Source organism: Paenibacillus sp. NPDC058174, from assembly GCF_042883865.1.
Lineage (GTDB): Bacteria > Bacillota > Bacilli > Paenibacillales > Paenibacillaceae > Pristimantibacillus.
Map to the genome: position 1 here is coordinate 13,332 of NZ_JBHVUY010000011.1, position 20,382 is coordinate 33,713.

General features: G+C 50.7%; 22 protein-coding genes. 16 read left to right on the forward strand and 6 right to left on the reverse strand.

What is annotated here, in order from left to right:
• Positions 1 to 38 precede the first annotated feature (38 nt).
• A complete protein-coding gene (locus ACFVVF_RS27300) occupies positions 39 to 1,235 on the reverse strand; it encodes an MFS transporter (protein WP_387816176.1) in 1,197 nt (398 codons plus the stop codon).
• Between the two features lie 440 nt (positions 1,236 to 1,675).
• Between ACFVVF_RS27300 and ACFVVF_RS27305 the strand changes: the two genes are divergently transcribed.
• The 6 genes from ACFVVF_RS27305 to ACFVVF_RS27330 all read left to right on the forward strand — a co-directional run bounded on the left by ACFVVF_RS27305 (position 1,676) and on the right by ACFVVF_RS27330 (position 5,723).
• On the forward strand, positions 1,676 to 1,966 hold the full coding sequence (locus ACFVVF_RS27305) for a LiaF transmembrane domain-containing protein (protein WP_387816178.1): 291 nt from the start codon (positions 1,676 to 1,678) through the stop codon (positions 1,964 to 1,966).
• A gap of 29 nt (positions 1,967 to 1,995) precedes the next feature.
• On the forward strand, positions 1,996 to 2,679 hold the full coding sequence (locus ACFVVF_RS27310; RefSeq protein WP_387816180.1) for a PspA/IM30 family protein: 684 nt from the start codon (positions 1,996 to 1,998) through the stop codon (positions 2,677 to 2,679).
• The gene (locus ACFVVF_RS27315) at positions 2,667 to 3,188 is read left to right on the forward strand and encodes a PspC domain-containing protein (protein WP_387816182.1); all 522 of its coding nucleotides are present in this window, start codon (positions 2,667 to 2,669) and stop codon (positions 3,186 to 3,188) included. The genes ACFVVF_RS27310 and ACFVVF_RS27315 overlap by 13 nt, the downstream gene beginning before the upstream one ends.
• Before the next feature lie 2 nt (positions 3,189 to 3,190).
• Positions 3,191 to 3,907 (forward strand): PspA/IM30 family protein, encoded by a 717-nt coding sequence (locus tag ACFVVF_RS27320; RefSeq protein ID WP_387816184.1) that lies wholly within the window; start codon positions 3,191 to 3,193, stop codon positions 3,905 to 3,907.
• 98 nt (positions 3,908 to 4,005) lie between these two features.
• Positions 4,006 to 4,995 carry a sensor histidine kinase gene (locus ACFVVF_RS27325; RefSeq protein WP_387816186.1) on the forward strand — a complete coding sequence of 330 codons (990 nt, stop codon included), beginning with the start codon at positions 4,006 to 4,008 and terminating at the stop codon, positions 4,993 to 4,995.
• 68 nt (positions 4,996 to 5,063) lie between these two features.
• Complete coding sequence (locus ACFVVF_RS27330) at positions 5,064 to 5,723, forward strand: response regulator (protein ID WP_387816188.1); 660 nt, start codon at positions 5,064 to 5,066, stop codon at positions 5,721 to 5,723.
• Positions 5,724 to 5,786: 63 nt separating this feature from the next.
• Here the strand turns inward: ACFVVF_RS27330 and ACFVVF_RS27335 are convergent, their stop codons facing one another.
• Both ACFVVF_RS27335 and ACFVVF_RS27340 read right to left on the reverse strand, forming a co-directional pair.
• Positions 5,787 to 6,035, reverse strand: coding sequence for a hypothetical protein (locus ACFVVF_RS27335; protein WP_387816190.1), 249 nt, complete (start codon positions 6,033 to 6,035; stop codon positions 5,787 to 5,789).
• Positions 6,036 to 6,164: 129 nt separating this feature from the next.
• On the reverse strand, positions 6,165 to 6,524 hold the full coding sequence (locus tag ACFVVF_RS27340) for a hypothetical protein (protein ID WP_387816192.1): 360 nt from the start codon (positions 6,522 to 6,524) through the stop codon (positions 6,165 to 6,167).
• Between the two features lie 115 nt (positions 6,525 to 6,639).
• Between ACFVVF_RS27340 and ACFVVF_RS27345 the strand changes: the two genes are divergently transcribed.
• From ACFVVF_RS27345 to ACFVVF_RS27355, 3 genes are all read left to right on the forward strand, one after another.
• A complete protein-coding gene (locus tag ACFVVF_RS27345) occupies positions 6,640 to 7,467 on the forward strand; it encodes a YwmB family TATA-box binding protein (protein WP_387816194.1) in 828 nt (275 codons plus the stop codon).
• Between the two features lie 122 nt (positions 7,468 to 7,589).
• Positions 7,590 to 9,146 (forward strand): glucose-6-phosphate dehydrogenase, encoded by a 1,557-nt coding sequence (gene zwf / locus ACFVVF_RS27350; protein WP_387816196.1) that lies wholly within the window; start codon positions 7,590 to 7,592, stop codon positions 9,144 to 9,146.
• 73 nt (positions 9,147 to 9,219) lie between these two features.
• Positions 9,220 to 10,812 (forward strand): peptide chain release factor 3, encoded by a 1,593-nt coding sequence (locus tag ACFVVF_RS27355; protein WP_387816198.1) that lies wholly within the window; start codon positions 9,220 to 9,222, stop codon positions 10,810 to 10,812.
• Between the two features lie 93 nt (positions 10,813 to 10,905).
• Here ACFVVF_RS27355 and ACFVVF_RS27360 read toward each other — a convergent pair whose 3' ends face one another.
• Both ACFVVF_RS27360 and ACFVVF_RS27365 read right to left on the reverse strand, forming a co-directional pair.
• A complete protein-coding gene (locus ACFVVF_RS27360) occupies positions 10,906 to 11,328 on the reverse strand; it encodes an NINE protein (RefSeq protein WP_387816200.1) in 423 nt (140 codons plus the stop codon).
• A 6-nt stretch (positions 11,329 to 11,334) separates the two neighbouring features.
• Positions 11,335 to 11,679, reverse strand: coding sequence for a TM2 domain-containing protein (locus tag ACFVVF_RS27365; protein WP_387816202.1), 345 nt, complete (start codon positions 11,677 to 11,679; stop codon positions 11,335 to 11,337).
• Between the two features lie 212 nt (positions 11,680 to 11,891).
• On the opposite strand from ACFVVF_RS27365, the gene ACFVVF_RS27370 reads away from it, so the two are divergent.
• The 5 genes from ACFVVF_RS27370 to ACFVVF_RS27390 all read left to right on the forward strand — a co-directional run bounded on the left by ACFVVF_RS27370 (position 11,892) and on the right by ACFVVF_RS27390 (position 18,421).
• A complete protein-coding gene (locus ACFVVF_RS27370; protein ID WP_387816318.1) occupies positions 11,892 to 12,899 on the forward strand; it encodes a LacI family DNA-binding transcriptional regulator in 1,008 nt (335 codons plus the stop codon).
• A 27-nt stretch (positions 12,900 to 12,926) separates the two neighbouring features.
• Complete coding sequence (locus ACFVVF_RS27375; RefSeq protein WP_387816204.1) at positions 12,927 to 14,093, forward strand: Gfo/Idh/MocA family protein; 1,167 nt, start codon at positions 12,927 to 12,929, stop codon at positions 14,091 to 14,093.
• A gap of 160 nt (positions 14,094 to 14,253) precedes the next feature.
• On the forward strand, positions 14,254 to 14,940 hold the full coding sequence (locus tag ACFVVF_RS27380) for a ThuA domain-containing protein (RefSeq protein ID WP_387816206.1): 687 nt from the start codon (positions 14,254 to 14,256) through the stop codon (positions 14,938 to 14,940).
• A gap of 1 nt (position 14,941) precedes the next feature.
• Positions 14,942 to 16,048 (forward strand): Gfo/Idh/MocA family protein, encoded by a 1,107-nt coding sequence (locus ACFVVF_RS27385; RefSeq protein ID WP_387816208.1) that lies wholly within the window; start codon positions 14,942 to 14,944, stop codon positions 16,046 to 16,048.
• Positions 16,049 to 17,062: 1,014 nt separating this feature from the next.
• On the forward strand, positions 17,063 to 18,421 hold the full coding sequence (locus ACFVVF_RS27390; protein WP_387816210.1) for an alpha-D-ribose 1-methylphosphonate 5-triphosphate diphosphatase: 1,359 nt from the start codon (positions 17,063 to 17,065) through the stop codon (positions 18,419 to 18,421).
• On the opposite strand, the gene sspI is transcribed toward ACFVVF_RS27390, so the two are convergent.
• Positions 18,418 to 18,657, reverse strand: a complete 240-nt coding sequence (sspI, locus tag ACFVVF_RS27395; protein WP_387816212.1) for a small acid-soluble spore protein SspI — start codon at positions 18,655 to 18,657, stop codon at positions 18,418 to 18,420. The two genes, ACFVVF_RS27390 and sspI, sit on opposite strands and share 4 nt — an antisense overlap.
• 175 nt (positions 18,658 to 18,832) lie before the next feature.
• Here sspI and ACFVVF_RS27400 point away from each other — a divergent pair, with 175 nt between their 5' ends.
• Together ACFVVF_RS27400 and ACFVVF_RS27405 are read left to right on the forward strand one after the other, a co-directional pair.
• Complete coding sequence (locus ACFVVF_RS27400; RefSeq protein ID WP_387816320.1) at positions 18,833 to 19,507, forward strand: potassium channel family protein; 675 nt, start codon at positions 18,833 to 18,835, stop codon at positions 19,505 to 19,507.
• 8 nt (positions 19,508 to 19,515) lie between these two features.
• Positions 19,516 to 20,322, forward strand: coding sequence for a TrmH family RNA methyltransferase (locus ACFVVF_RS27405; protein ID WP_387816214.1), 807 nt, complete (start codon positions 19,516 to 19,518; stop codon positions 20,320 to 20,322).
• Positions 20,323 to 20,382: the final 60 nt, after the last annotated feature.

Below are 20,382 nucleotides of genomic sequence, written 5' to 3' on the forward strand. Positions count from 1 at the left end.
GGCTGCACGGCAATTATGCCGGGCAGCCTCTGAATGATTTAAGCAGCTTCATATTTCCGGTCGGAAGCAAAGCAAGCAATAGCCAGAAGAAGTGCTAAGCCTACCAGAATCGCGCCAACCCAAGGGAGGGACACCAAGGATAGGTGAGTAATGACAAATCCGCCGATGAAAGCGCCTGTCGCATTGCCCAAATTGCCGGCTGAATGGCTCATCGTGGAAGCTAATGCGGGAGCAGACTTGGCCAGGTTCATAATGCGTACCTGCATTCCCGGGAATACAGCAAAGGATGCGGCACCCCAAAGAAATATCGTCAATACGGCGGCAATTTGGTTATGAATCGTAAATGTAAATATACCGAGAATGACGCAAGTGGCGAGATAAATACCAAGAATCGTGGGCATGAGCTTCCAGTCGGCCAGCTTGCCGCCAATGATGTTGCCTAGCGTGACACCGCATCCGAATAGAACAAGAATCCAGGTCACATGACGATCAGCAAAGCCTGTAACCTCAACAAGCAGCGGGGCGATATAAGTGAAAATCGCGAACAGGCCTGCATTGCCCAGAACAGATATCATTAGAAATACAAGCAGTCTTGGATTGGCCAGTTCGCTCAGCTGCTGCAATATGCCTGTCGCTTTCTCTTGTTTCAGCTTCGGAATAAATATAATGATGCCGATTAACGTCAAAACGCCCATGATAGCAATCGAAGCAAATGAAGCCCGCCAGCCCATATGCTGGCCGATAAAGGTTCCGAGCGGAACACCTATTATATTGGCAATGGTAAGGCCAGCCATCATCATGGACACAGCGCCGGCTCTTCGGTCTGGATGGACAAGTCTTGATGCGATAACGGCACCAACTCCAAAGAATGTTCCATGCGTCAGTGCGGTAATTAACCGGGCAGCCATTAGAATGGAATAGTTCGGGGCGAATACAGCGGCAACGTTGCCAAAAATAAACAGACCCATCAAGAAAATCAGCAGTTTCTTTTGCGAAATTTTGTGGGTCAGCATAGTCAGTATAGGAGCTCCGACTGCTACACCGAGCGCATACATCGTAATAAGCTGCCCAGCGGCAGAAATGCTAACCCCCAAATCCTCGGCCACATTCGGCAGAATGCCCATAATGACAAATTCCGTCATGCCGATTGCAAATGCTCCTACCGTTAGGGAAAACAAGGAGATCGGAAATTTTTTGGAAGCTTCTTGCGCAACACCAGGTTGAGATAAAATCATGACAGTCTGTTCACCTTTCATTAATAACGATTATAATGTTAGCTTAGCCGGAAGCGGCTAAATCATAAGAAGATTTGTTTATCTTAAACTGCATTGATCAAAGAAACAATACACGGAGCGTAAAATTAAATAAGCTACGTTCTCCAAGTCCGATCTTACAGGCTAGAGCAGCCTCTATGTCAATAGATGAAGAGGGAGTTTTCATCATGGCGAACGGGATGTTTTTCATACGGAGAATAGCCGGGTTTTTATGATAGAATAGATGGGGAAACCCCGCTAATCCGCAGGGCTGGCAGGCTGCCCCGACTAAGGTCTAGTGCAGATACCGCCGTAAGTCCGTTTTAGAAAACCTAAAATCGATCTAGAATAAGAACATAAGCAAGAGAGCAGCAGCAACCAAAAGAATAGAGCAAAGAAATGGAAAGGTGGTGGAGTTAACAATGGATGGTAAAAAAGTGCTTGGCATCCTGTTGGCCGTCGTCGGCGGCATCGTCGTACTTAATTTTATCGGGGTTCACATCGGTTCCATAATCGGCTTTTTGTTCCCGTTTATTCTGATTGGACTTGGGGTGGTCGGTTACCGTAACGACAAGAAATGGCTCGGCGGCATACTAGTTGCGCTTGGTGCGATCTGGCTGTTTGGCAAATACCTGGGGCTGATCCTCGTGATCGCGGCAATCGTGCTTATCATATATGGCGTTTCCCAATACCGGAATAGACGCAGCTACTAATGAATGAAATTTGGCGAGGAGGTCATTGAATGAGCATTATGCGGCGAGTTCGCGACATTACAGTCGCTACCTTAAATGAACGGCTGGAGAAAGCAGAGGATCCGGTTCGGTTGATTGATCAGTTTCTCTGGTCTACAAGAGAAGACATTATCCAAGCGGAGCGGCTGTATCAGCAGTACGCTGGACATAGCAATCACTTGAAGGCACAGTGGCTTCAGGCGGAGCAGCAGAAAGAGAAACGCGAGCAGCAAGCGCTGACGGCGCTGAAGGCAGGCGAAGAGCAGCTGGCAAGAATTGCGCTGCACGAGAAAGCAAGCAGCGAGGAGCGTTCGAACCAATACCGTGATCTGTACGAGCAAAGCAGACAAAACACGGTTGAGCTGGAAGAGCAGCTCCGCCAGATGCGCAGCGAATACCAGACGGTATACGACAAGCGCGAGTATTACGCGGCAAGAATGGAATCGCTCCGATTGCAGCAGAGGCTGAACTCCAGATACTCAGGTATCGGCGAGCAAAGCGCGAATCCTGGCACGATGTTCCGTCGTCTGGAAGACCGGATCAGCGATATGGAGCTGGAAGCCAAGAGCTTTCAGGACCTGCGCAGAATGGGCCGGGAATTCGCTTCCGAAGCGGGACAGACGGTACAATCCGTCATCGAACGCGAACTGGAGCAATTAAAGCGCAAACTCGATAAGGAAGGATGGTCGTCTTGAAAAAACTATACCGTTCGGCACGCGATAAAAAGTTATTCGGACTATGCGGCGGCCTAGCGGATGTGCTTAATGTAGACGCAACACTGCTGCGGATTCTGCTTATCGTTGCAGCGATCTTCACAAGCGGCATGGTCATCCCCGTCTATATTATCGCAGGTCTTGTCGTACCGAAGGAGCCGCCATATGATAACGGATTTGGTCCTGGACCAGGTTACGGCGGATACGGCAATGGATATGGAAGCAACTACAACAACCAGTACGGAAACCATAACAACGGCAGCTTTGGACATAACTTCGGCACGCATGCAGGAGGCCCTTACAAAAATCCTCCGCAGCCGCCGAAACCGCCATGGGGCAATAATGCAGCTACGCAGTCTTCTGATCCGACGCCGCAGCAATCCTCGGCTCAGTTTGATCGGATGATGGATGATTTGGAGAAAAAAGCACTTCGCAAAGAAGTAGATGAGCTTCGCGCAAAACTTGCGCAAATTGAGAAGGGAGAGAAATAAACATGGGAATTTTTAAAAGAATGAAGGATATGACTAAAGCTTCGGTGAATGAGGCGCTCGATAAAATTGAAGATCCGGTAGTAATGCTGAATCAATACTTGCGTGATATGGAGGCTGAGATTCATCAAGCCGAGGTGACGGTTGCGAAGCAAATGGCGAATGAACGCCGTATGAAGCAGCGTCTGGAAGAAGCTGTCCGCAGCACGGCCGACCGCGAGTCGAAAGCGGAAGCGGCACTTCGCGCAGGACAAGAAGATCTGGCCCGCAAGCTGTTGGAAGAAAAGCTGTACTTCGAGCAAAAGACTAGCGAGTACACAGACCTTCATGCGCAAACAAAAGCGCAAGCTGATGATTTGATGCAGCAATTGCACGGCATGAAAGAGGAGTTCTATCAGCTCCGCAACAAACGCAACGAGCTGGCATCCCGCGCTCAAGTAGCCAAAGCGCAAAAACAAATGGCGCAATTGAGCTCGAACCATACGATTGACAGCGGCTCGGCATCGAGAGGCTTCCACCGGATGGAAGAAAAAATTATGCAGATGGAAGCAGAAGCGGATGTGCTCCGTGCACCTTACGCTTTTGGCGGAAGCAGCACGGCCGTCAATTCGATCAACATCGCGGATGTTGAAAAGCGGATGAAGGTTGACGAGCAGCTCGAAGCTTTGAAGAGCAAGCTCAATAAAGCTTCGGCTCCGGTTGAAGCAGACCCGGCCGAGTAAGATAACAAAACAGATTGATTAAGCACAGAGCGGATCGGGCGCGCCCGGTCTGCTCTTGCCTGCTTTCATAATGATTGGCATTGAGGGAGTGAGCGGAAATGGCGGAATCGAAGCCGTCCGAGCAACAGAATAAGGCGGCTCGCCGTAAAAATATAACCGAGACGGTGCTGTGGCTGATTATTATTATTAGTCTTGTCGTTATCGTGCTGCAAAGCATCGGTTATATTCAACTTTTCACCTTGCAGGGGAAATGGGCTGTAATAGGCCTTACCGTTATTGGAGCCTCTATGGCTGCAGCGGCATTTGTCGGCTATTTGCAAAACTCGAAATTAAAGGCTGCGATCCAGCGGTTGACGGAGCAGCAGCGCAAGCGCAATATACGCGTGACAATTGACACTCCGGATGACGCTTCTAATGAAACGCAATCTGAAGAGGAGCAAAGCGACGCGATCTGGGCGGAGAAGGTTAAGTTCTCTGCTGTTCTGGAGGAGCGACAGCGTCTTGCCCGGGAGCTTCACGATGCGGTCAGCCAGCAGTTGTTTGCGATCTCGATGACGGCAACGGCCGTTAGCCGGACGATCGAGCGGGATTGGGAGCGGGCTAAGCGTCAGGTTCAGCTGATCGAGGAGATGGCTTCCGTGGCGCAATCGGAGATGCGTGCATTGCTGCTGCATCTAAGGCCTGTCCATCTGGATGGTAAAAACTTAGGGATGGCGTTGACCGCATTGGTGGACGAGCTCAAGCAGAAGGTTCCGATGCAAATTATACTGGAGGTCGATGATTCGATTTCTCTGCAGACCGATGCAGAGGATCATTTATTCCGTATTGCTCAAGAAGCGCTGTCTAACACGCTGCGCCATTCCAAGGCGGAGCGGATGGAAATCAAGCTGCTGCGCGATGGTCCTTATGTAAGACTGCTCTTGATCGACGATGGCGTCGGCTTCGATCTGGAAGTGAAAAAACAGACCTCTTACGGGCTGCTTACGATGGAAGAACGGGTAAACGAGCTGGGCGGTCTGCTGCATATGGCTTCGAAGCCTGGCGAGGGCACTATGATCGATATCCGGGTTCCGTTGGAAGCCGCATGAAGAATGAGTTAATATAGATGTAGCGAATATGAAACGTTATAAGAAAGCGGTGGGAGCGGGTGGAGCCGATGGAACAGTTGAATCAACGGATTAAAGTATTGCTGGTGGATGACCATGAGATGGTTCGGATCGGACTTGCGGCGGTATTGGATACGGAGGAAGGAATCGAGGTCGTAGGCGAGGCTAGCAATGGCTATGATGGCATCAGGCTGGCGCAAGCCTACAAACCCGATGTCGTTCTCATGGACCTCGTAATGGACGGCATGGACGGCGTGGAGACGACGCAGAAGCTGTTGGAGCTGTATCCGGAGTGCAAAGTCATTGTGCTGACGAGTTATTTGGACGACAGTAAGCTGTATCCTGTCATTGAAGCGGGTGCCTTCAGCTATTTGCTGAAAACTTCGCGGGCGACGGAGATTGCCGATGCGATTCGGGCGGCTTCACGTGGCCAGTCCGTATTGGAGTCCCAGGTGGCAGCCAAGATGATGAGCCGGCTCCGTCAGCCGAAACAGCCATCCCAGGCTCCATTGCATGAGGAATTGACCGAGCGGGAGATGGATGTGCTTAAGCGAGTGGCGCAGGGCATGTCCAATCAGGAAATTGCGGATGAGCTGTATATTGGCATCAAGACAGTGAAATTCCATATTACGAATATATTCAATAAGCTTGGCGTCGACGATCGGACACAAGCGGCGATATATGCTCATAAACAAGGCATCGCGGAATAATTCATCAATGAAGTAACACCGGATATCCGGTGTTATTTTTGTTCTAAATTTGGTAAAATGAGTTTAAATATACTGATCGATCCATCTGCCTCGGCCGTTTACCCCACCCAGTTTGCTTAGATTCAGGGAACGGTCATAGCTCGTATAGTCAGGTTCTCTCTCCTGAACGAAGCGGGACGGTTTTCGCATCCATACAGAAGGCAGCTGTGGTTCATCCTCGCGGAACGAATAAGCAGCGCTGCGTTCGACTGCTTTCACAGGCAACACACGCTCGGCATATCGCGGGGTACGGTAAATTGGACGAATGGACATTGTAAACTGCCTCCTTTGTTTCGGTCGTTTGGTGGACAGCTGGAAAGCCAGCTTTCATTCCAGCTTAAACCGGATGGGGCGCAAAGTCTGACGAATGCCGCTGTCGACTTTGCGGCGATATTGGCGATCTTATAGAAGCAGGAACAGGAAAGCGACTAAAGCCAGATCAAGGGCGATCCTCCCGCCAAACGGGAAATACGGATTGTAGGCGTAAGGGTCATACGGATAGGCTTGTGCCTGCACCGTTTCCTTTTTGGCAGCGGGTGCTTTCGAGCTCTTCCCTTTTCCCTTCTTCTGCTTACCGGGCTTAGCCTGGTTCACTTCTGCGGCAGCTTCGGCTTCGCCTTCTTGCTCGTTCAGCGTCAGTCTGCCGTTGCGGCAATGACTCAGCACTCCGATATGACGCGTTCCGTCCCGCATAATAACGCAAACCGGCAATCCGCAAAAATTAGCGATAACCTCTTCCTGAAGCGGATAAATTTGTTCCATAATGGCATCCCCCACTGATCGATTTGCAACCAGTGTATTCACCTACAGGCATATGCGTATGGATATATACCCAGTTCAAGACGCGTTTAAACAGAATCAATGAAGGATTGGCGAAATGATGTGCCGGGAGGCGGACGCTATCTCAACTTCTTACTATTCGATTCGGACGATTAAGGACCAGAAACGGCAGCAATTGCGTGCCCGTTTGGCTGTGCTTGCTGCTGTCGTTGTACTTGTCGCCGGCGGCGGCTGGGCATTTATGCAGAAAGGGACCGACACAGCGGGGCAAAGCGCTTTTCAGCATGATATGCAAGCGTTATGGTCCTGGACGGACAAGCTGTTCAAAGATGGTGCAAGTTCCGCGGAATGGAGCTTGCGCTGGGATGCGGAGGGTGAAGGAGCAACGGTCGGAAAACTAGTGTTAATGATGACCTCAGAAGATGAAAGGCAGGATAAGAATGTTCTGTACACAGAGGGCGCGGATGAGGCTGCCATTATACTAGAGGACTATGGCGGAGAATTGTCTATTCACAGCCTTCCGGCCGGCAGAGAAAGAAGAGCCATTATGCAGTTCCGTACGAGCGGCGAGGCCAGCAAGCAAAATCTGCTTGATCTTGTGCAAAAGGTGGAAAAGGGACTTGAATGGGCGGGTACGAAATACACAGAAGGTATAACCGCGCGGGGGAAGACGGAATATAATGATGCAATAAGCCGTCTGGAGAAGGCGGGGCAGGCGAGGGAGATCGAGCATTACGCCGATGGCGGCACGGTGAGCAATTCTTACTACACGGATCGGCTGAAGAAATCGGTGCAGAGCGGAGGCAAGGAAGGCAGGCTGATCAGCTTCCAGGCAGCTGTTCACCGTGAAGCCGGCTCCAAGCAGCATGATTTGATTGTCGGTCTTCCGCTAATTACGGGGGATTATGCAAAGAGCGCCCCATAATCAGCAGAAATAACGCAACTTATCAGTTATTTTTATGTGGAAGATGAATAGCAGTTTAAGGATTATTATGCTAAACTACATAACATGTGAAACTACAAAATGAATAGGAAAGAATGAGGAAAATGAACCATACTACGAACCTGGAATCAACCCTCGGGCAGGGCGCCGTATACTATTTGTTTGGGGCAACAGGAGATTTGGCTAAACGTAAATTGTTCCCCGCCTTGTTCAGCTTATATAAAGAAGGCAAGCTGTCCGAAAACTTTGCAGTAGTCGGCCTTGCCCGCCGCACCCGCACGAATGAGCAGTTCCGTTCCGACGTGTACGAATCCATCGTCGAGTTTTGCCGTTACAAAGCCGATGATACCGAGCTGTGGAACCGGTTCGCCGAGCATTTCGAGTATATGCCGCTCGATATTAATAACGTGGATGCGTTCCGCGAGCTTGGCAAGCTCTCTGAGCAGCTGGATGAGAAATTCGATATTCCGGGCAACCGTTTGTTCTATTTGGCGCTGGCGCCGGAACTGTTCGGACCGGTATCGTTCAACCTTCGCGACGGCGGATTGCTGGAGTCGAAGGGCTGGCATCGCGTTGTCATTGAGAAGCCGTTCGGTTATGATCTGGAATCGGCCCGCAAGCTGAACGATCAGATCAGACAGGTTTTCAAAGAGGAAGAAGTATTCCGCATTGACCACTATCTCGGCAAGGAAATGGTTCAGAACATTCAAGTGATTCGTTTTGCCAACGCTTTGTTCGAGCCGCTGTGGAATAATAACCATATTGCTAACGTGCAAATTACGCTGTCGGAAACGGTTGGCGTCGAGGAGCGCGGAGGCTATTACGACAAATCAGGCGCATTGCGCGATATGGGCCAGAACCATATGCTGCAAATGCTTACGATGATCGCGATGGAGCCGCCTAGCCGTCTGCATGGCGAAGATATTCGCGATGAGAAGGTAAAAGTGCTGCGTTCGCTGCGCAGCTACAATTCGCATGAAGATGTCCGCAGCAACGTTATCCGCGGCCAATACAGCGCGGGCGAAGCTCGCGGAACACAGCTTCCGGGCTACCGTGAGGAAGATTCGGTCGGTGAAGGCTCCAATACGGAAACGTATTTCGCGGCGAAAATTGCCGTAGATAACTTCCGCTGGGCTGGCGTACCGTTCTATATCCGTACAGGCAAACGCCTTCCAGTCAAGACGACGGAAGTCGTAATCGAGTTCAAGTCGATGCCGCAAAACGTATTGTTCGCGCAGCGTCACGATCTGGCGCCTAACCTGCTCGTTATTCGCGTCAATCCGACGGAAGGCATTTACATTAAAGTGAATGCAAAAACGCCGGGCGTTGACAATTCGGTACAGCCGGTTGCGATGGAGTTCTGCCAAAGCTGCCAGATTGGCTTGAATACGCCGGAAGCTTACGAGCGTCTGATTCACGATGCGGTTCGCGGCGATTCGACGTACTTTACCCGTTGGGATGAAGTTGCGCAAGCATGGGAATTCGTTGATCGCATCGCTGCTGCATGGCGCGACGATTCCGCTGACTTGAAGCATTATCCAGCTGGCTCCTGGGGACCAAAGGCAGCCGAAGAGCTGCTTGCCAAAGACGGCTTCCACTGGTGGCCGGTTAACGGCCAGGACGAAGACAACGTGATTTGGATTACGAACAACGGCAAATAAATAAAGTTAAATTCAGCGTCTCATCGTCCTTCAACAGCGATGAGACGCTTCGTAATGAGAAGGGAAGGCATGCATGAGTCAATCATTAGGCAATGAAATTAAGCAAGAAGTCGATAAGCGCCGCACATTCGCCATCATCTCTCACCCCGATGCGGGTAAAACGACGCTGACGGAAAAGCTTCTATTGTTCGGAGGAGCGATCCGGCTCGCCGGTTCGGTTAAAGCGCGGAAAGCAAGCCGCCATGCTACATCCGACTGGATGGAAATCGAGAAGCAGCGGGGTATCTCGGTTACGTCCAGCGTGATGCAGTTCGACTACTTGGGACACCGCGTAAACATACTGGATACGCCAGGTCACCAAGACTTCAGTGAGGACACGTACCGCACCTTAACGGCAGCGGATAGTGCGGTCATGCTTATCGACGTCGCAAAAGGCGTCGAGGCGCAGACGATCAAGCTGTTCCAAGTATGCCGCAAACGGGGCATTCCGATCTTCACCTTTATTAACAAGCTTGACCGTGAAGGACAAAGTCCGTTTGAGCTCATGGAGGAGCTGGAGCGGGTGCTTGGCATCCGTTCTGTACCGATGAACTGGCCAATCGGCATGGGGCGCGAGCTTTGCGGCGTCTATGACCGGATGAAAAATCAGGTCGAGCTGTTCCAGGGCAATGATCATAACACGATCGAGGTCCGCAAGGTGGATGACTATAACGATCCTATCATCCGCGAGATGGCCGGCGATTTCTTGCATGATCAGCTTGTGCAGGATTTGGAGCTGCTTGACGTTGCAGGCGACCCGTTCGATTTGGAAAAGGTGCAGGCTGGCGAGCTGACACCCGTTTTCTTCGGCAGTGCCGTTAACAACTTCGGTGTTCAGACCTTCCTGGAAAATTTCCTGCAGCTGGCACCGAAGCCTGAGCTGCGCATGAGCACGAATGGACCAATAGAGCCTACAAACGAGAAGTTCTCTGGCTATGTGTTCAAAATCCAAGCGAACATGAACCCGGCTCACCGCGACCGTATTGCGTTTCTGCGTATTTGCTCAGGCCGGTTCGAGCGTGGTATGAGCGTTCGCCATGTCCGGGCAGGCAAAGATATCAAGCTGTCGCAGCCGCAGCAGTTTTTGGCTCAAGACCGTGATATCGTGGAGACGGCATATCCGGGGGATATTATCGGATTGTTCGATCCTGGTATTTTCCGCATCGGCGATTCTTTGTCGCAAGGCTCCGAGATCGTATTCGATGAGCTGCCGACGTTCTCGCCGGAGATTTTCGCTAAAGTAACCGTTAAAAATGCGTTGAAGCATAAGCAGTATCAGAAGGGCATCGATCAGCTGACGGAAGAAGGAACGATTCAAGTCTTCCATTCCGCAGGCGGCTTCGAGGAGACGATTCTCGGCGTTGTCGGCCATCTCCAGTTCGAGGTGTTCGAGTACCGGATGCGCGGCGAGTACGGCGTAGAAATTCAGCTGCACCGGATGCAATTCCAATTCGCCCGCTGGATCGTAGATGAGACGAATAAGATCGATCCGTCCAAGTTCCGGATCAACTCTTCACTCGTGAAGGATAAGAAGGGCAATTATGTCGTTTTGTTCGAGAACGAATATGCAATGCGGACTGCGATGGACAAAAACCCGACGATGAAGTTTTTGGAGACGGCGCCATAAGCACCGTTTTTGCAGCAAATAGCAACTAACAAACAACCCCTGATGGATACGCAGTATGACTCGCGTTTCCGTCAGGGGTTGTTTGTTATCGTTTTAGAACTGCTGCTGTTGTTGCTGCGTGCGGTGATGAATGATCTGCTCCACGAGCTGATGCTCCAGCACACTGTTGTATTCCCGTACCATCCTTGAAATCAGGCATAAATCGACGATGATCCAAATGAGCAGCGCAATTGCTGGTACAAGGAATAGAACAAGGGAGACTACGAATAAAGCCACACTCCCTATTCCCTCATCAATAAAAGCGGTCATAAATCCGAAAAAAATATAGCCGCCAGACGCAAGGAGGAAGAGGACAAGCTGGATGATGGCTGAAACCTTCTTTTTCAAATAAAAACGATGGACGCCCAAATGGCCGCCTATTAGCATAAGGTAGGCGATTGCTGCGGATTTCTCCACATTTTTCATCTCGGAGTTGAACACCAGCAATTCATTTAAAGTAAGATCGCTTCTATTCATAGCAGCCTACAGCATTCCGTTGCCGGTAAATGCTTTGTGAGCTTGAATCTCGTTAAGGACTTGAGCTTCGATCGCTTGGTTGTGATCCTTGATCCATTGATGAAGCAGGAAGGCGTCGACGATCCACCAGATGAGTGTAATGAAACTGCCGAGAACTGTCAGTGTCAAAATTAATTGTGCGATAGCTGAACCTGTGCGGCCCGTGTAAAAGCGGTGTGCGCCAACGATACCAAGAAAGTACCAAAGTACATAGGCGATAACCATATTTTTGCCACGGTTTTTAACTTCCTGGTCGAGCAAGAGGAGCTCTCTTGCATCCAACTGGCTTTTTTGCGCTATATTGAAATTCATGACCAATCTTTCCCCTCTATCTTATTTATTTTATAGGGCAGTCTAGAGTATAACTGAAATGACAATATCAGACAAGATTCTGAAGCCGTTTCTCCGTAAAAAAATTATAAATTTACATTAAAGTTTATTGACGCATAAGCGCTTTCATGACATAATGTACGCGTGTACATTATTGAAATCGCAAGACATGAAATTGTTGAGGATGATGCTTTATTCGAAAGGAAGTTGCGAAGCTGGCCGGTGTATCGGAAGCAACCGTGTCCCGGGTGCTCAATGATGTAGGGCCAATCAAGCCAGAGACGAAGGAACGGGTACTCGCCGCCGCGCGGGAGCTGGGGTATGTGCCCAACGCGCTTGCGCAGCGTCTTGCGCGCCGGAAGAGCGGCAATATCGGCGTTATTGTGCCGGTCGTGCCGAAGGTGCATCTATTCAGCACTTATTATTTCGCTGAAATATTGAGCGGGATCGGCGATGCGGCAAAGCGCTGTGATTATGATCTGCTCCTAATTTTTCGCGAGATGGATGGGGAGCGTGATTATGCCAAGCTGTTCCGGACGCAGAAGGTGGATGCTTGCATCGTGCTCGGTGCTCAGAACGTTGCGGAAGAACGGGATGCGCTTCGGGAGCTGAAGACGGAGGGGTATCCGTTCTGTCTTGTCAATCAGCGGTTTGACGGAGAAGGCTTCATGTATGTTGACGCTGACCACGAGGCCGGAAGCTATGAAGCAGTGCGCCATCTTCTGGAGCAGGGCCATCGCGACATCGCTTTCTTGAATGGACCGGACGTGTATTCAAACAGTGGGGACAGGCTGGCGGGTTATACACGTGCACTTAATGAAGCAGGGCTTCCCGTGCGGACGGAGCATTTGTTCGAAGGCAACTACAGCCGCAAGAGCGGCTACGAGGCAGCTGCGGGTATTGCCGGGCTGCAGCGGAGCGGCAATATTGACGCGGTATTTGCGGCCAATGACCGGATGGCAATCGGCCTGATGGACGGCTTGCGCGAGCACGGCATTGAGCCGGGCAAGCAGTTGGCTGTCGTTGGCTATGATGATTCGGACGGCTCGCGTATCGTAAGTCCTCGCTTGTCCACGGTGACAGTACCCTTCTACGAGATGGGCAAAACAGCGGCGCTTCGTCTGCTGGCGCCTTCAGCAGTAGAGCTTCCGAAGGGGGACCCTCTGCTTCCAGTGCAGTTCGTGCATCGAGAAACCTCTTAAATAAAATTCGAAGGGCGGTAATCGGAAATGAGCAAAGTTCGTGTCGGAATGGTCGGTTACAAATTTATGGGCAAGGCGCATAGCAACGCGTACCGCGCGCTGCCGATGTTTTTCCCTGATGCGGCTGCAAAGCCGGAAATGAAAGCGATTTGCGGGCGCAGTCCCGAAGGGCTGGAGCAGGCGCGCGCGCAGTTCGGCTGGGAGAGCGGCGAGACGGACTGGCGCAAGCTGATTGCCCGCGACGATATCGATTTGATCGATATCAATGCGCCAAGCGACGCGCATAAGGAAATCGCGATTGAAGCGGCTAAAGCCGGCAAGCATCTCTTTTGCGAGAAACCACTTGCTCTGACGCTGGAAGATTCCAAAGCGATGCTGGATGCTGCTGAAGCGGCTGGCGTTAAGCATATGGTTGGTTTTAACTACCGGTTTGCTCCAGCCGTTCAACTGGCCAAGAAGCTGATCGATGAAGGCAGACTGGGCGAAATTTATCATTTCCGTGCCGTGTTCCTGCAGGATTGGGTACTTGACCCGGACTTCCCGCTCGTATGGCGTCTGCAGAAGGAAATTGCCGGCTCCGGCTCTCATGGCGACCTAGGTGCTCACTTGATCGATATGGCGCGTTATCTCGTCGGCGAGTTCAAAGAGGTAGTCGGAATGGGAGAGACGTTCATCAAAGAAAGACCGCTTCCGACGTCAATGACGGGACTTAGCGCCAAGGGCTCGAAGGATGCGCCTCGGGGCGAGGTTACGGTCGATGATGCAACTTTGTTCATGACCCGGTTTGAGAACGGCGCATTGGGCAGCTTTGAAGCAACGCGTTTTGCAGCAGGTCATCGCTGTACGAACTCCTTCGAAATTAACGGAAGCAAAGGCAGCGTAATTTTCGACTTTGAGCGGATGAACGAGCTTCAGGTGTATTTTACGGACGATGCCGAGGATGTACAGGGCTTCCGCCGCGTACTGGCAACCGATGCAGCCCATGCTTACATGGACGCTTGGTGGCCGGCCGGACATACGATCGGTTACGAGCATACGTTCACGCATGAAGTGCTGGAGCTGATGAACGCGATTGCTGAAGACCGTCAGCCAGTTCCAAACTTCCATGACGGGGTGAAATGCCAAGAGGTGCTGGAGGCCGTTGAGCGTTCGGTTCAGGAGCGCCGATGGGTTGCGCTGCAGGAGCTTCAATAGGGAGCGTCATAGAGGAGCGAAATGATCTTTGTCTAGGAAGCTTCACTACGATTAGTGTTGGAGTTGCTGGCTCTGGTGATGACACCAGAGGGAGAATATGAACAAGAACAAGCCTTATTAAGATGAACTAATACTATATGGCAAGGGAGAATGGCGGCATATGCGTAAAGCGTTAATCGTATGGGGCGGCTGGGACGGGCATCAGCCGAAGGAAGTAGCAGGTATTTTTCAAGAGGTGCTGGAGAAGGAAGGCTTTGAAGTAGAGGTATCGGATACGCTTGAAGCATTCGCAGACGGGGAGAAGCTGAAGGCGCTTGATCTGATCGTACCGGTATGGACGATGGGCAAAATCGAAAATCACCTCGTAGACAACGTATCGGCAGCCGTACAAAGCGGCGTTGGCTTGGCTGGCTGTCATGGCGGTATGTGCGATTCATTCCGTGACAATGTCGACTGGCAGTTCATGACGGGCGGCCAGTGGGTGGCGCATCCCGGCAATGACGGCACGAACTATGTCGTTAATGTGAAGCACAGCTCCAGCACATTGACGGAGGGCATCGAAGATTTCGAAGTGTCCAGTGAGCAATATTATTTGCACGTCGATCCGGTAGTAAATGTTCTTGCAACGACGCGTTTCCCGGTTGCGGAAGGCCCGCATTCGCTTAACGGCGCCGTTGATATGCCGGTTGCTTGGACGAAGCGCTGGGGCGTTGGCCGCGTATATTACAACTCGCTTGGCCATCAAGCCAATATCGTTGACATTCCGGTCGTGAAGGAAATGATTCGCAGAGGCTTCCTCTGGTGTGCAGAAGGTAAACAGGCAGCGAACAATGGGGGTCAGAACTAAAATGAGTAAAGTAAATGTAGGCATTATCGGCACAGGCAACATAAGCAGCGCTTATTTGAACAATCGTGCACAATTTCCTTCGATGGAAATCGTAGCTTGCGCCGATCTCGATGTAGCGCGTGCCGTTGCGAAGGGCGAAGAGTTTGGTATTCGCGGCTGCTCTGTAGAAGAGCTGCTTGCCGATCCGGACATTCAACTGATTATTAACCTGACCATTCCGCAGGCGCATGCTGCCGTATGCTTGCAAGCATTGGAAGCCGGCAAGCATGTCTATGTGGAGAAGCCGTTCACAGTAACCCGCGAGGAAGCGCAGCAGGTGCTTGAGCTGGCAGAACGGAAAGGATTGCTCGTGGGCAGCGCACCGGATACCTTCCTCGGAGGCGGTATTCAAACCTGCGTGAAGCTGATCGAAGACGGCTGGATCGGCCAGCCGATCGGCGCTACCGCATTTATGATGTCGGGCGGACATGAGTCCTGGCACCCTGCACCCGAATTCTACTATCAAAAGGGCGGCGGTCCAATGTTCGATATGGGACCGTATTACTTGACGGCGCTTGTGGCGATGCTTGGACCAATTAGCCGTGTAACCGGCTCAGCCCGCATCTCGTTCCCAGAGCGGACGATTACGAGCCAGCCGAAGCACGGGCAAAAGGTTGAGGTTGAAGTGCCTACGCATGTGGCAGGCCTCATCGATTTTGCTGCTGGTGCTGTGGGCACAATCGTAACCAGCTTTGACGTGAAGGGCGGCTCCGTATTGCCGCATATCGAAGTGTACGGCAGTGCAGGTACACTTCGCGTTCCGGATCCGAATGGCTTCGGCGGTCCGATCCGCCTGTGCCGTGCAGGCTCCAACGAATGGGTGGAGATTCCTCTCGCATTCGGCTTCACAGACAACTCCCGCGGCATTGGCGCGGCCGACATGGCGAAAGCGATCCAATCGGGACGCAAGCATCGCGCTAACGGCAACATGGCTTACCATGTGCTTGAGGCGATGCACGGCTTCCACGACGCATCGGAGCAAGGCACACATTACGTGATGAAGAGCACTTGCGAGCGTCCGGCGCTCTTGCCTCTGAAGCAAGGCCTGGAGCCGTTTGGATTGGACTAGAGCTTAATAGAGTTGTGAAAACAGCAAGGCGTCCGGTTGGACGCCTTGCTGTTTTTTTGCTAATCAATGAATTAAACTTTCGCTGTCCGCCGCCGTATGCTGTTGATGAGGTTGCATGGTCACATCTAGCGAACCGGGTTCGCAAATTAGCGAAGTGAACTTCGCTGTCCGCCACCAAATGTTGCTGATAAGGCTGTGTGAGGCGGAATAGCGAACCAGCTTCGCAAATTAACGAAGTGAACTTCGCTGTCCGCCGCCAAATGCTGCTGATAGGGCTGTGTGAGGCGGAATAGCGAACCAGCTTCGCAGATTAGCGAACTGAAGTTCGCTGCACGATGTGAGAGTGGCTCCACCATTCCGCACAGCGAACTAAATTTCGCAATTCGCGAACCTAAGTTCATGGAAAGCGAAGTTTGGTTCGCTCTAGAGATAGGTATAGCAATCTGCAAGGGTTACAGCGAAAATGGCTTCGTTAAACAGCGAATGAGCTTCGCTATTTTTGACTGGAAGCTCTGTAGGGAAGTTTGAAGTATGCAAAAAAGCAGGTTAGTCCAGATAGCGAACCAGCTTCGCAAATTAGCGAATTAAACTTCACTGTACACCATCGTAAGATGCTGGTGAGGCTGCATGATGACATATAACGAACCAGCTTCGCAAAATAGCGAACTGAACTTCGCTGCACGATGCGAGAGAGGCTCCACCATTCCGCACAGCGAAGCAAATTTCGCAATTCGCGAACCTAGGTTCATGGAAAGCGAAGTTTAGTTCGCTGTAGAGATAGGTACAGCAATCTGTAGAGATTACAGCGAAAATGGCTTCTTTAAACAGCGAACCAGCTTCGCTAATGCATAATCGGAAATAACTTGCAGGGTGATGGGAAGTATAACGCAAGTTAGAGACATTTTACAGCAACCCCATCAGCAGTGATATTTAACAAACTGGAAGCTGTTTACAGAACATCGGAAATGTTATACTCATCAGTAACAGAAACGTTCGATGGAGGGAGGGGTAAGCTTGAAACCAGTATGCATAAAAAATGGATGGGTTGTTCTTCCAGATGCTGTAGTTAAAGCGGATATTTATGTGCAGGAGGGCAAAATAAGGAGAATTTCAGCAGCAGGGGATGGCGCGGTTTCGGCAGATACCGAGGGTACGAACGTTGGCGCTAGTCAACAGTTGATTGATGCTGCGGATACATACTCAAATACTAAGAATTCGTTGATTGACACTGAGGATACATACTCTGATATTAAAAATTTGATGATGGATGCCGAGTGTAATCATGCCGGACATTCAATCATCAGTACTGCATTCAACGAAGAAAACTATGCTGTCATCGACGCTAACGGCAGCTATGTGCTGCCGGGACTTGTCGATATTCATAATGATGCGATTGAAAAAGAAGTGCAGCCGAGGCCCAATACGCTTTTTCCACTAGAGATGTCCTTGCTGGAATTTGAGCGCAAACTCCCTCTTCACGGGATTACGACCATGTACCATTCGCTATCGCTTGGCGTTGGCCTTAGTTTGCGCGGAGATCATCTCCTGACGGAAATGGTTAAGCTTATCAACAGGTACCGGGCCACGCGTTCGGTCATCCGCAACCGAATCCATCTGCGCTACGAAATTTCTCATTTGCAGGGATTGCACATCGTATCCCAATTCATAAAAGAGAACAAAATTGATTATTTGTCCTTTATGGATCACAGCCCAGGGCAGGGTCAGTACCGGAGAGAAGGATCTTTCGAGCGTTATGTGATGAAAAATCAGGGGATGGAGCTTACAGAGGCGCAAGCTTTAGTCGTCGATCTAATGGAGCGCAGAAAGCAGATTGATTGGGATCAACTGAGGCAGCTCGGACATCAAGCTTTGAAGCAAGGTATCTCCCTGGCATCTCACGACGATGATTCGCTAGACCGGGTGGATATTTTTAAAAGCTATGGCATCAACGTGTCCGAGTTTCCCATTAACCTTGAAACCGCACAACACGCAATGGAGCAAGGCTTGGCGGTTTGCGTAGGTGCGCCCAATATAGTCAGAGGCGTGTCGCATGACCAGAATTTGCGTGCGGTTGATGCGATAACAGCGGGTGCTGCTTCAATTATCTGCTCGGATTATCATTCATCTTCACTTCTTCAGTCTGTGTTCAAACTGGCCGATGAGAAAATAGCCGCTTTGCCTGCGGCCGTTCGGATGGCTACCCTTCATCCGGCGCAAGCTTGCGGCATTGCGGATGAGGCGGGCTCCATTGAGCCTGGCAAAGCGGCCGATCTCATTATTGTTCAGCGTTATAATGGACATCCATGGGTGACACATACGCTAGTTGGCGGTAAAACCGTGTATACAGCTGATACACGTTACCAAGCGGATTAAGATTTTCCCGTTGCCGGCTGCAGCTGTTGAAGATGGTTGTAGAGTACATCAACGAGCTTGTTTTGCTCTTGATCATCAATTTGCTGCCAGATCATTTCGAACAAGACGCCAAGCCCCGGAAGGGTGCGCTCGTCATGGCCGACTGAACCCGTAATGACTTCTTCCAGCTGCTGTTTGTCGTTGTTTTGAACACGTTGGACGATCGCTTGCCTTAAATCCAAAACCGGTGGTTTCATAAAAGGAACCCTCCATGTCAAAAGTTCACCGATCGCATGGCGACCGCTACTGGATTGCACGTACGTAAATTACTATGTCCCTGAGCGCCTTTTTTCATCCCGTGCTTGGGGTTATGTTATAATGGAATACAACGTTATGATGGGCAAAGACTTAGCTTTTTTTTCAAAGGAGAGCATGAATCGGATGGCCAAAAAACAATTTGCCGTAATCGGGATGGGCCGGTTCGGATCTAGCGTAGCTGCTGCTTTGACTGGGATGGGCTTTGAAGTTCTTGCAATTGATTCGAATGAGGACCGGATTCAGGATGCGATCAATAAGGTAACGCATGCCGTATCTGCAGATTCAACCGATGAGGAAGCGATGCGTTCTCTTGGAATCCGCAACTTTGATGTCGTTGTGGTAGCGATTGGACAAGACATACAGTCGAGTATTCTGACGACTTTAATATTGAAGGATTTAGGCGTAGGCACGATCATTGTAAAAGCGCAAAGCGAGCTGCACGGTAAAGTGCTTGCGAAAATTGGCGCGGATAAAATAATTTACCCGGAGCGCGATATGGGCCTGCGGGTTGCGCATCATTTGGTATCGCCTAATATTTTGGACTATATCGAAATTTCCGAGGACTACAGTATTGTTGAAATTAAAGCTCCTCCGGCTATGGTTGGCAAAAGCTTGGTGCAGCTCGATATTCGCCAGAAATTCAAATGCAACGTAATGGGAATCAAGACGGGAACATCAATGAACATCTCTCCGTATCCAGAAGATTTAATTAAGTCGGGCGACGTGCTCGTCATTGTTGGCAAAAACCAAGATTTATCCAATTTGGAAATCGCTTATTCGGAAGGCTGATTAGAACCGTGAATAACTATAATCATGAAAAAATAACGTCCGTACAAAATGACAGGGTCAAGCTTTGGGCTTCCCTTCTGGATAAAAAATTTCGCGATCGAACAGGCAAGTTTGTGATCGAGGGCGTACATCTTTTGCTGGAAGCGATCAAAGCTTCTGCTCCCATTGAAACGATCGTATACGATGGAGAGCGCGGCATCCCTCAGGAATTGCAAAATGAAGCTGCTGATTCATCAGGCTTCGAATGGGTAGAGACATCCTCGCAGGTGATGGCGAAATGTACGGGGACCGACACGCCGCCGCCGATATTTGCTGTTGTCGGCAAGCTGGAGTGGGACAAGGAGTCATTGTTCCGGGACAACAGTCTTGTTGTCGTATTAGACGGGGTACGCGATCCCGGCAATGTTGGCACCATCATCCGCAGTGCAGATGCAGTGGGAGCGGATGCGGTTGTGCTCGGCAAAGGCTGTGTCGACTTGTACAACCCCAAAACAGTACGTTCCACAATGGGCTCATTATTCCATTTGCCTCTTATTGAAGCGGACTTGCTGGAGCTTCTGCCTGCCGCTAAGGAGCGGGGTATTAAGCTTATCGGTACAAGTCTGCAAGCTACGCATACTTGTTATTCCTATGACTGGACGGCAGCTTCTTGGTTGCTACTTGGGAATGAGTCCAACGGTGTGTCGGCAGCAGTAAGCGAGCAAGCAGACGAAGCTGTAATTATTCCGATGCGCGGACAAGCCGAATCGCTGAATGTAGCGATGGCGGGTACGGTGTTGCTGTACGAGGCGATGAGACAGCGGGATTTTAAGTAATAGAACAACCGTCTCAGTGAATTTCATGTATCTTTCAAGCAAAGTCCTGACCACCAAGAT

Coding starts and splice junctions, on each gene's coding strand:
- zwf (WP_387816196.1), top strand. CDS start 7,590: ATGAACCATACTACGAACCTGGAATCAACCCTCGGGCAGGGCGCCGTA.
- sspI (WP_387816212.1), bottom strand. CDS start 18,657: ATGAAACCACCGGTTTTGGATTTAAGGCAAGCGATCGTCCAACGTGTT.
- ACFVVF_RS27360 (WP_387816200.1), bottom strand. CDS start 11,328: ATGAATAGAAGCGATCTTACTTTAAATGAATTGCTGGTGTTCAACTCC.
- ACFVVF_RS27330 (WP_387816188.1), top strand. CDS start 5,064: ATGGAACAGTTGAATCAACGGATTAAAGTATTGCTGGTGGATGACCAT.
- ACFVVF_RS27375 (WP_387816204.1), top strand. CDS start 12,927: ATGAGCAAAGTTCGTGTCGGAATGGTCGGTTACAAATTTATGGGCAAG.
- ACFVVF_RS27355 (WP_387816198.1), top strand. CDS start 9,220: ATGAGTCAATCATTAGGCAATGAAATTAAGCAAGAAGTCGATAAGCGC.
- ACFVVF_RS27305 (WP_387816178.1), top strand. CDS start 1,676: ATGGATGGTAAAAAAGTGCTTGGCATCCTGTTGGCCGTCGTCGGCGGC.
- ACFVVF_RS27300 (WP_387816176.1), bottom strand. CDS start 1,235: ATGATTTTATCTCAACCTGGTGTTGCGCAAGAAGCTTCCAAAAAATTT.
- ACFVVF_RS27400 (WP_387816320.1), top strand. CDS start 18,833: ATGAATCGGATGGCCAAAAAACAATTTGCCGTAATCGGGATGGGCCGG.
- ACFVVF_RS27340 (WP_387816192.1), bottom strand. CDS start 6,524: ATGGAACAAATTTATCCGCTTCAGGAAGAGGTTATCGCTAATTTTTGC.
- ACFVVF_RS27365 (WP_387816202.1), bottom strand. CDS start 11,679: ATGAATTTCAATATAGCGCAAAAAAGCCAGTTGGATGCAAGAGAGCTC.
- ACFVVF_RS27335 (WP_387816190.1), bottom strand. CDS start 6,035: ATGTCCATTCGTCCAATTTACCGTACCCCGCGATATGCCGAGCGTGTG.
- ACFVVF_RS27380 (WP_387816206.1), top strand. CDS start 14,254: ATGCGTAAAGCGTTAATCGTATGGGGCGGCTGGGACGGGCATCAGCCG.
- ACFVVF_RS27320 (WP_387816184.1), top strand. CDS start 3,191: ATGGGAATTTTTAAAAGAATGAAGGATATGACTAAAGCTTCGGTGAAT.
- ACFVVF_RS27315 (WP_387816182.1), top strand. CDS start 2,667: ATGGTCGTCTTGAAAAAACTATACCGTTCGGCACGCGATAAAAAGTTA.
- ACFVVF_RS27345 (WP_387816194.1), top strand. CDS start 6,640: ATGATGTGCCGGGAGGCGGACGCTATCTCAACTTCTTACTATTCGATT.
- ACFVVF_RS27310 (WP_387816180.1), top strand. CDS start 1,996: ATGAGCATTATGCGGCGAGTTCGCGACATTACAGTCGCTACCTTAAAT.
- ACFVVF_RS27385 (WP_387816208.1), top strand. CDS start 14,942: ATGAGTAAAGTAAATGTAGGCATTATCGGCACAGGCAACATAAGCAGC.
- ACFVVF_RS27325 (WP_387816186.1), top strand. CDS start 4,006: ATGGCGGAATCGAAGCCGTCCGAGCAACAGAATAAGGCGGCTCGCCGT.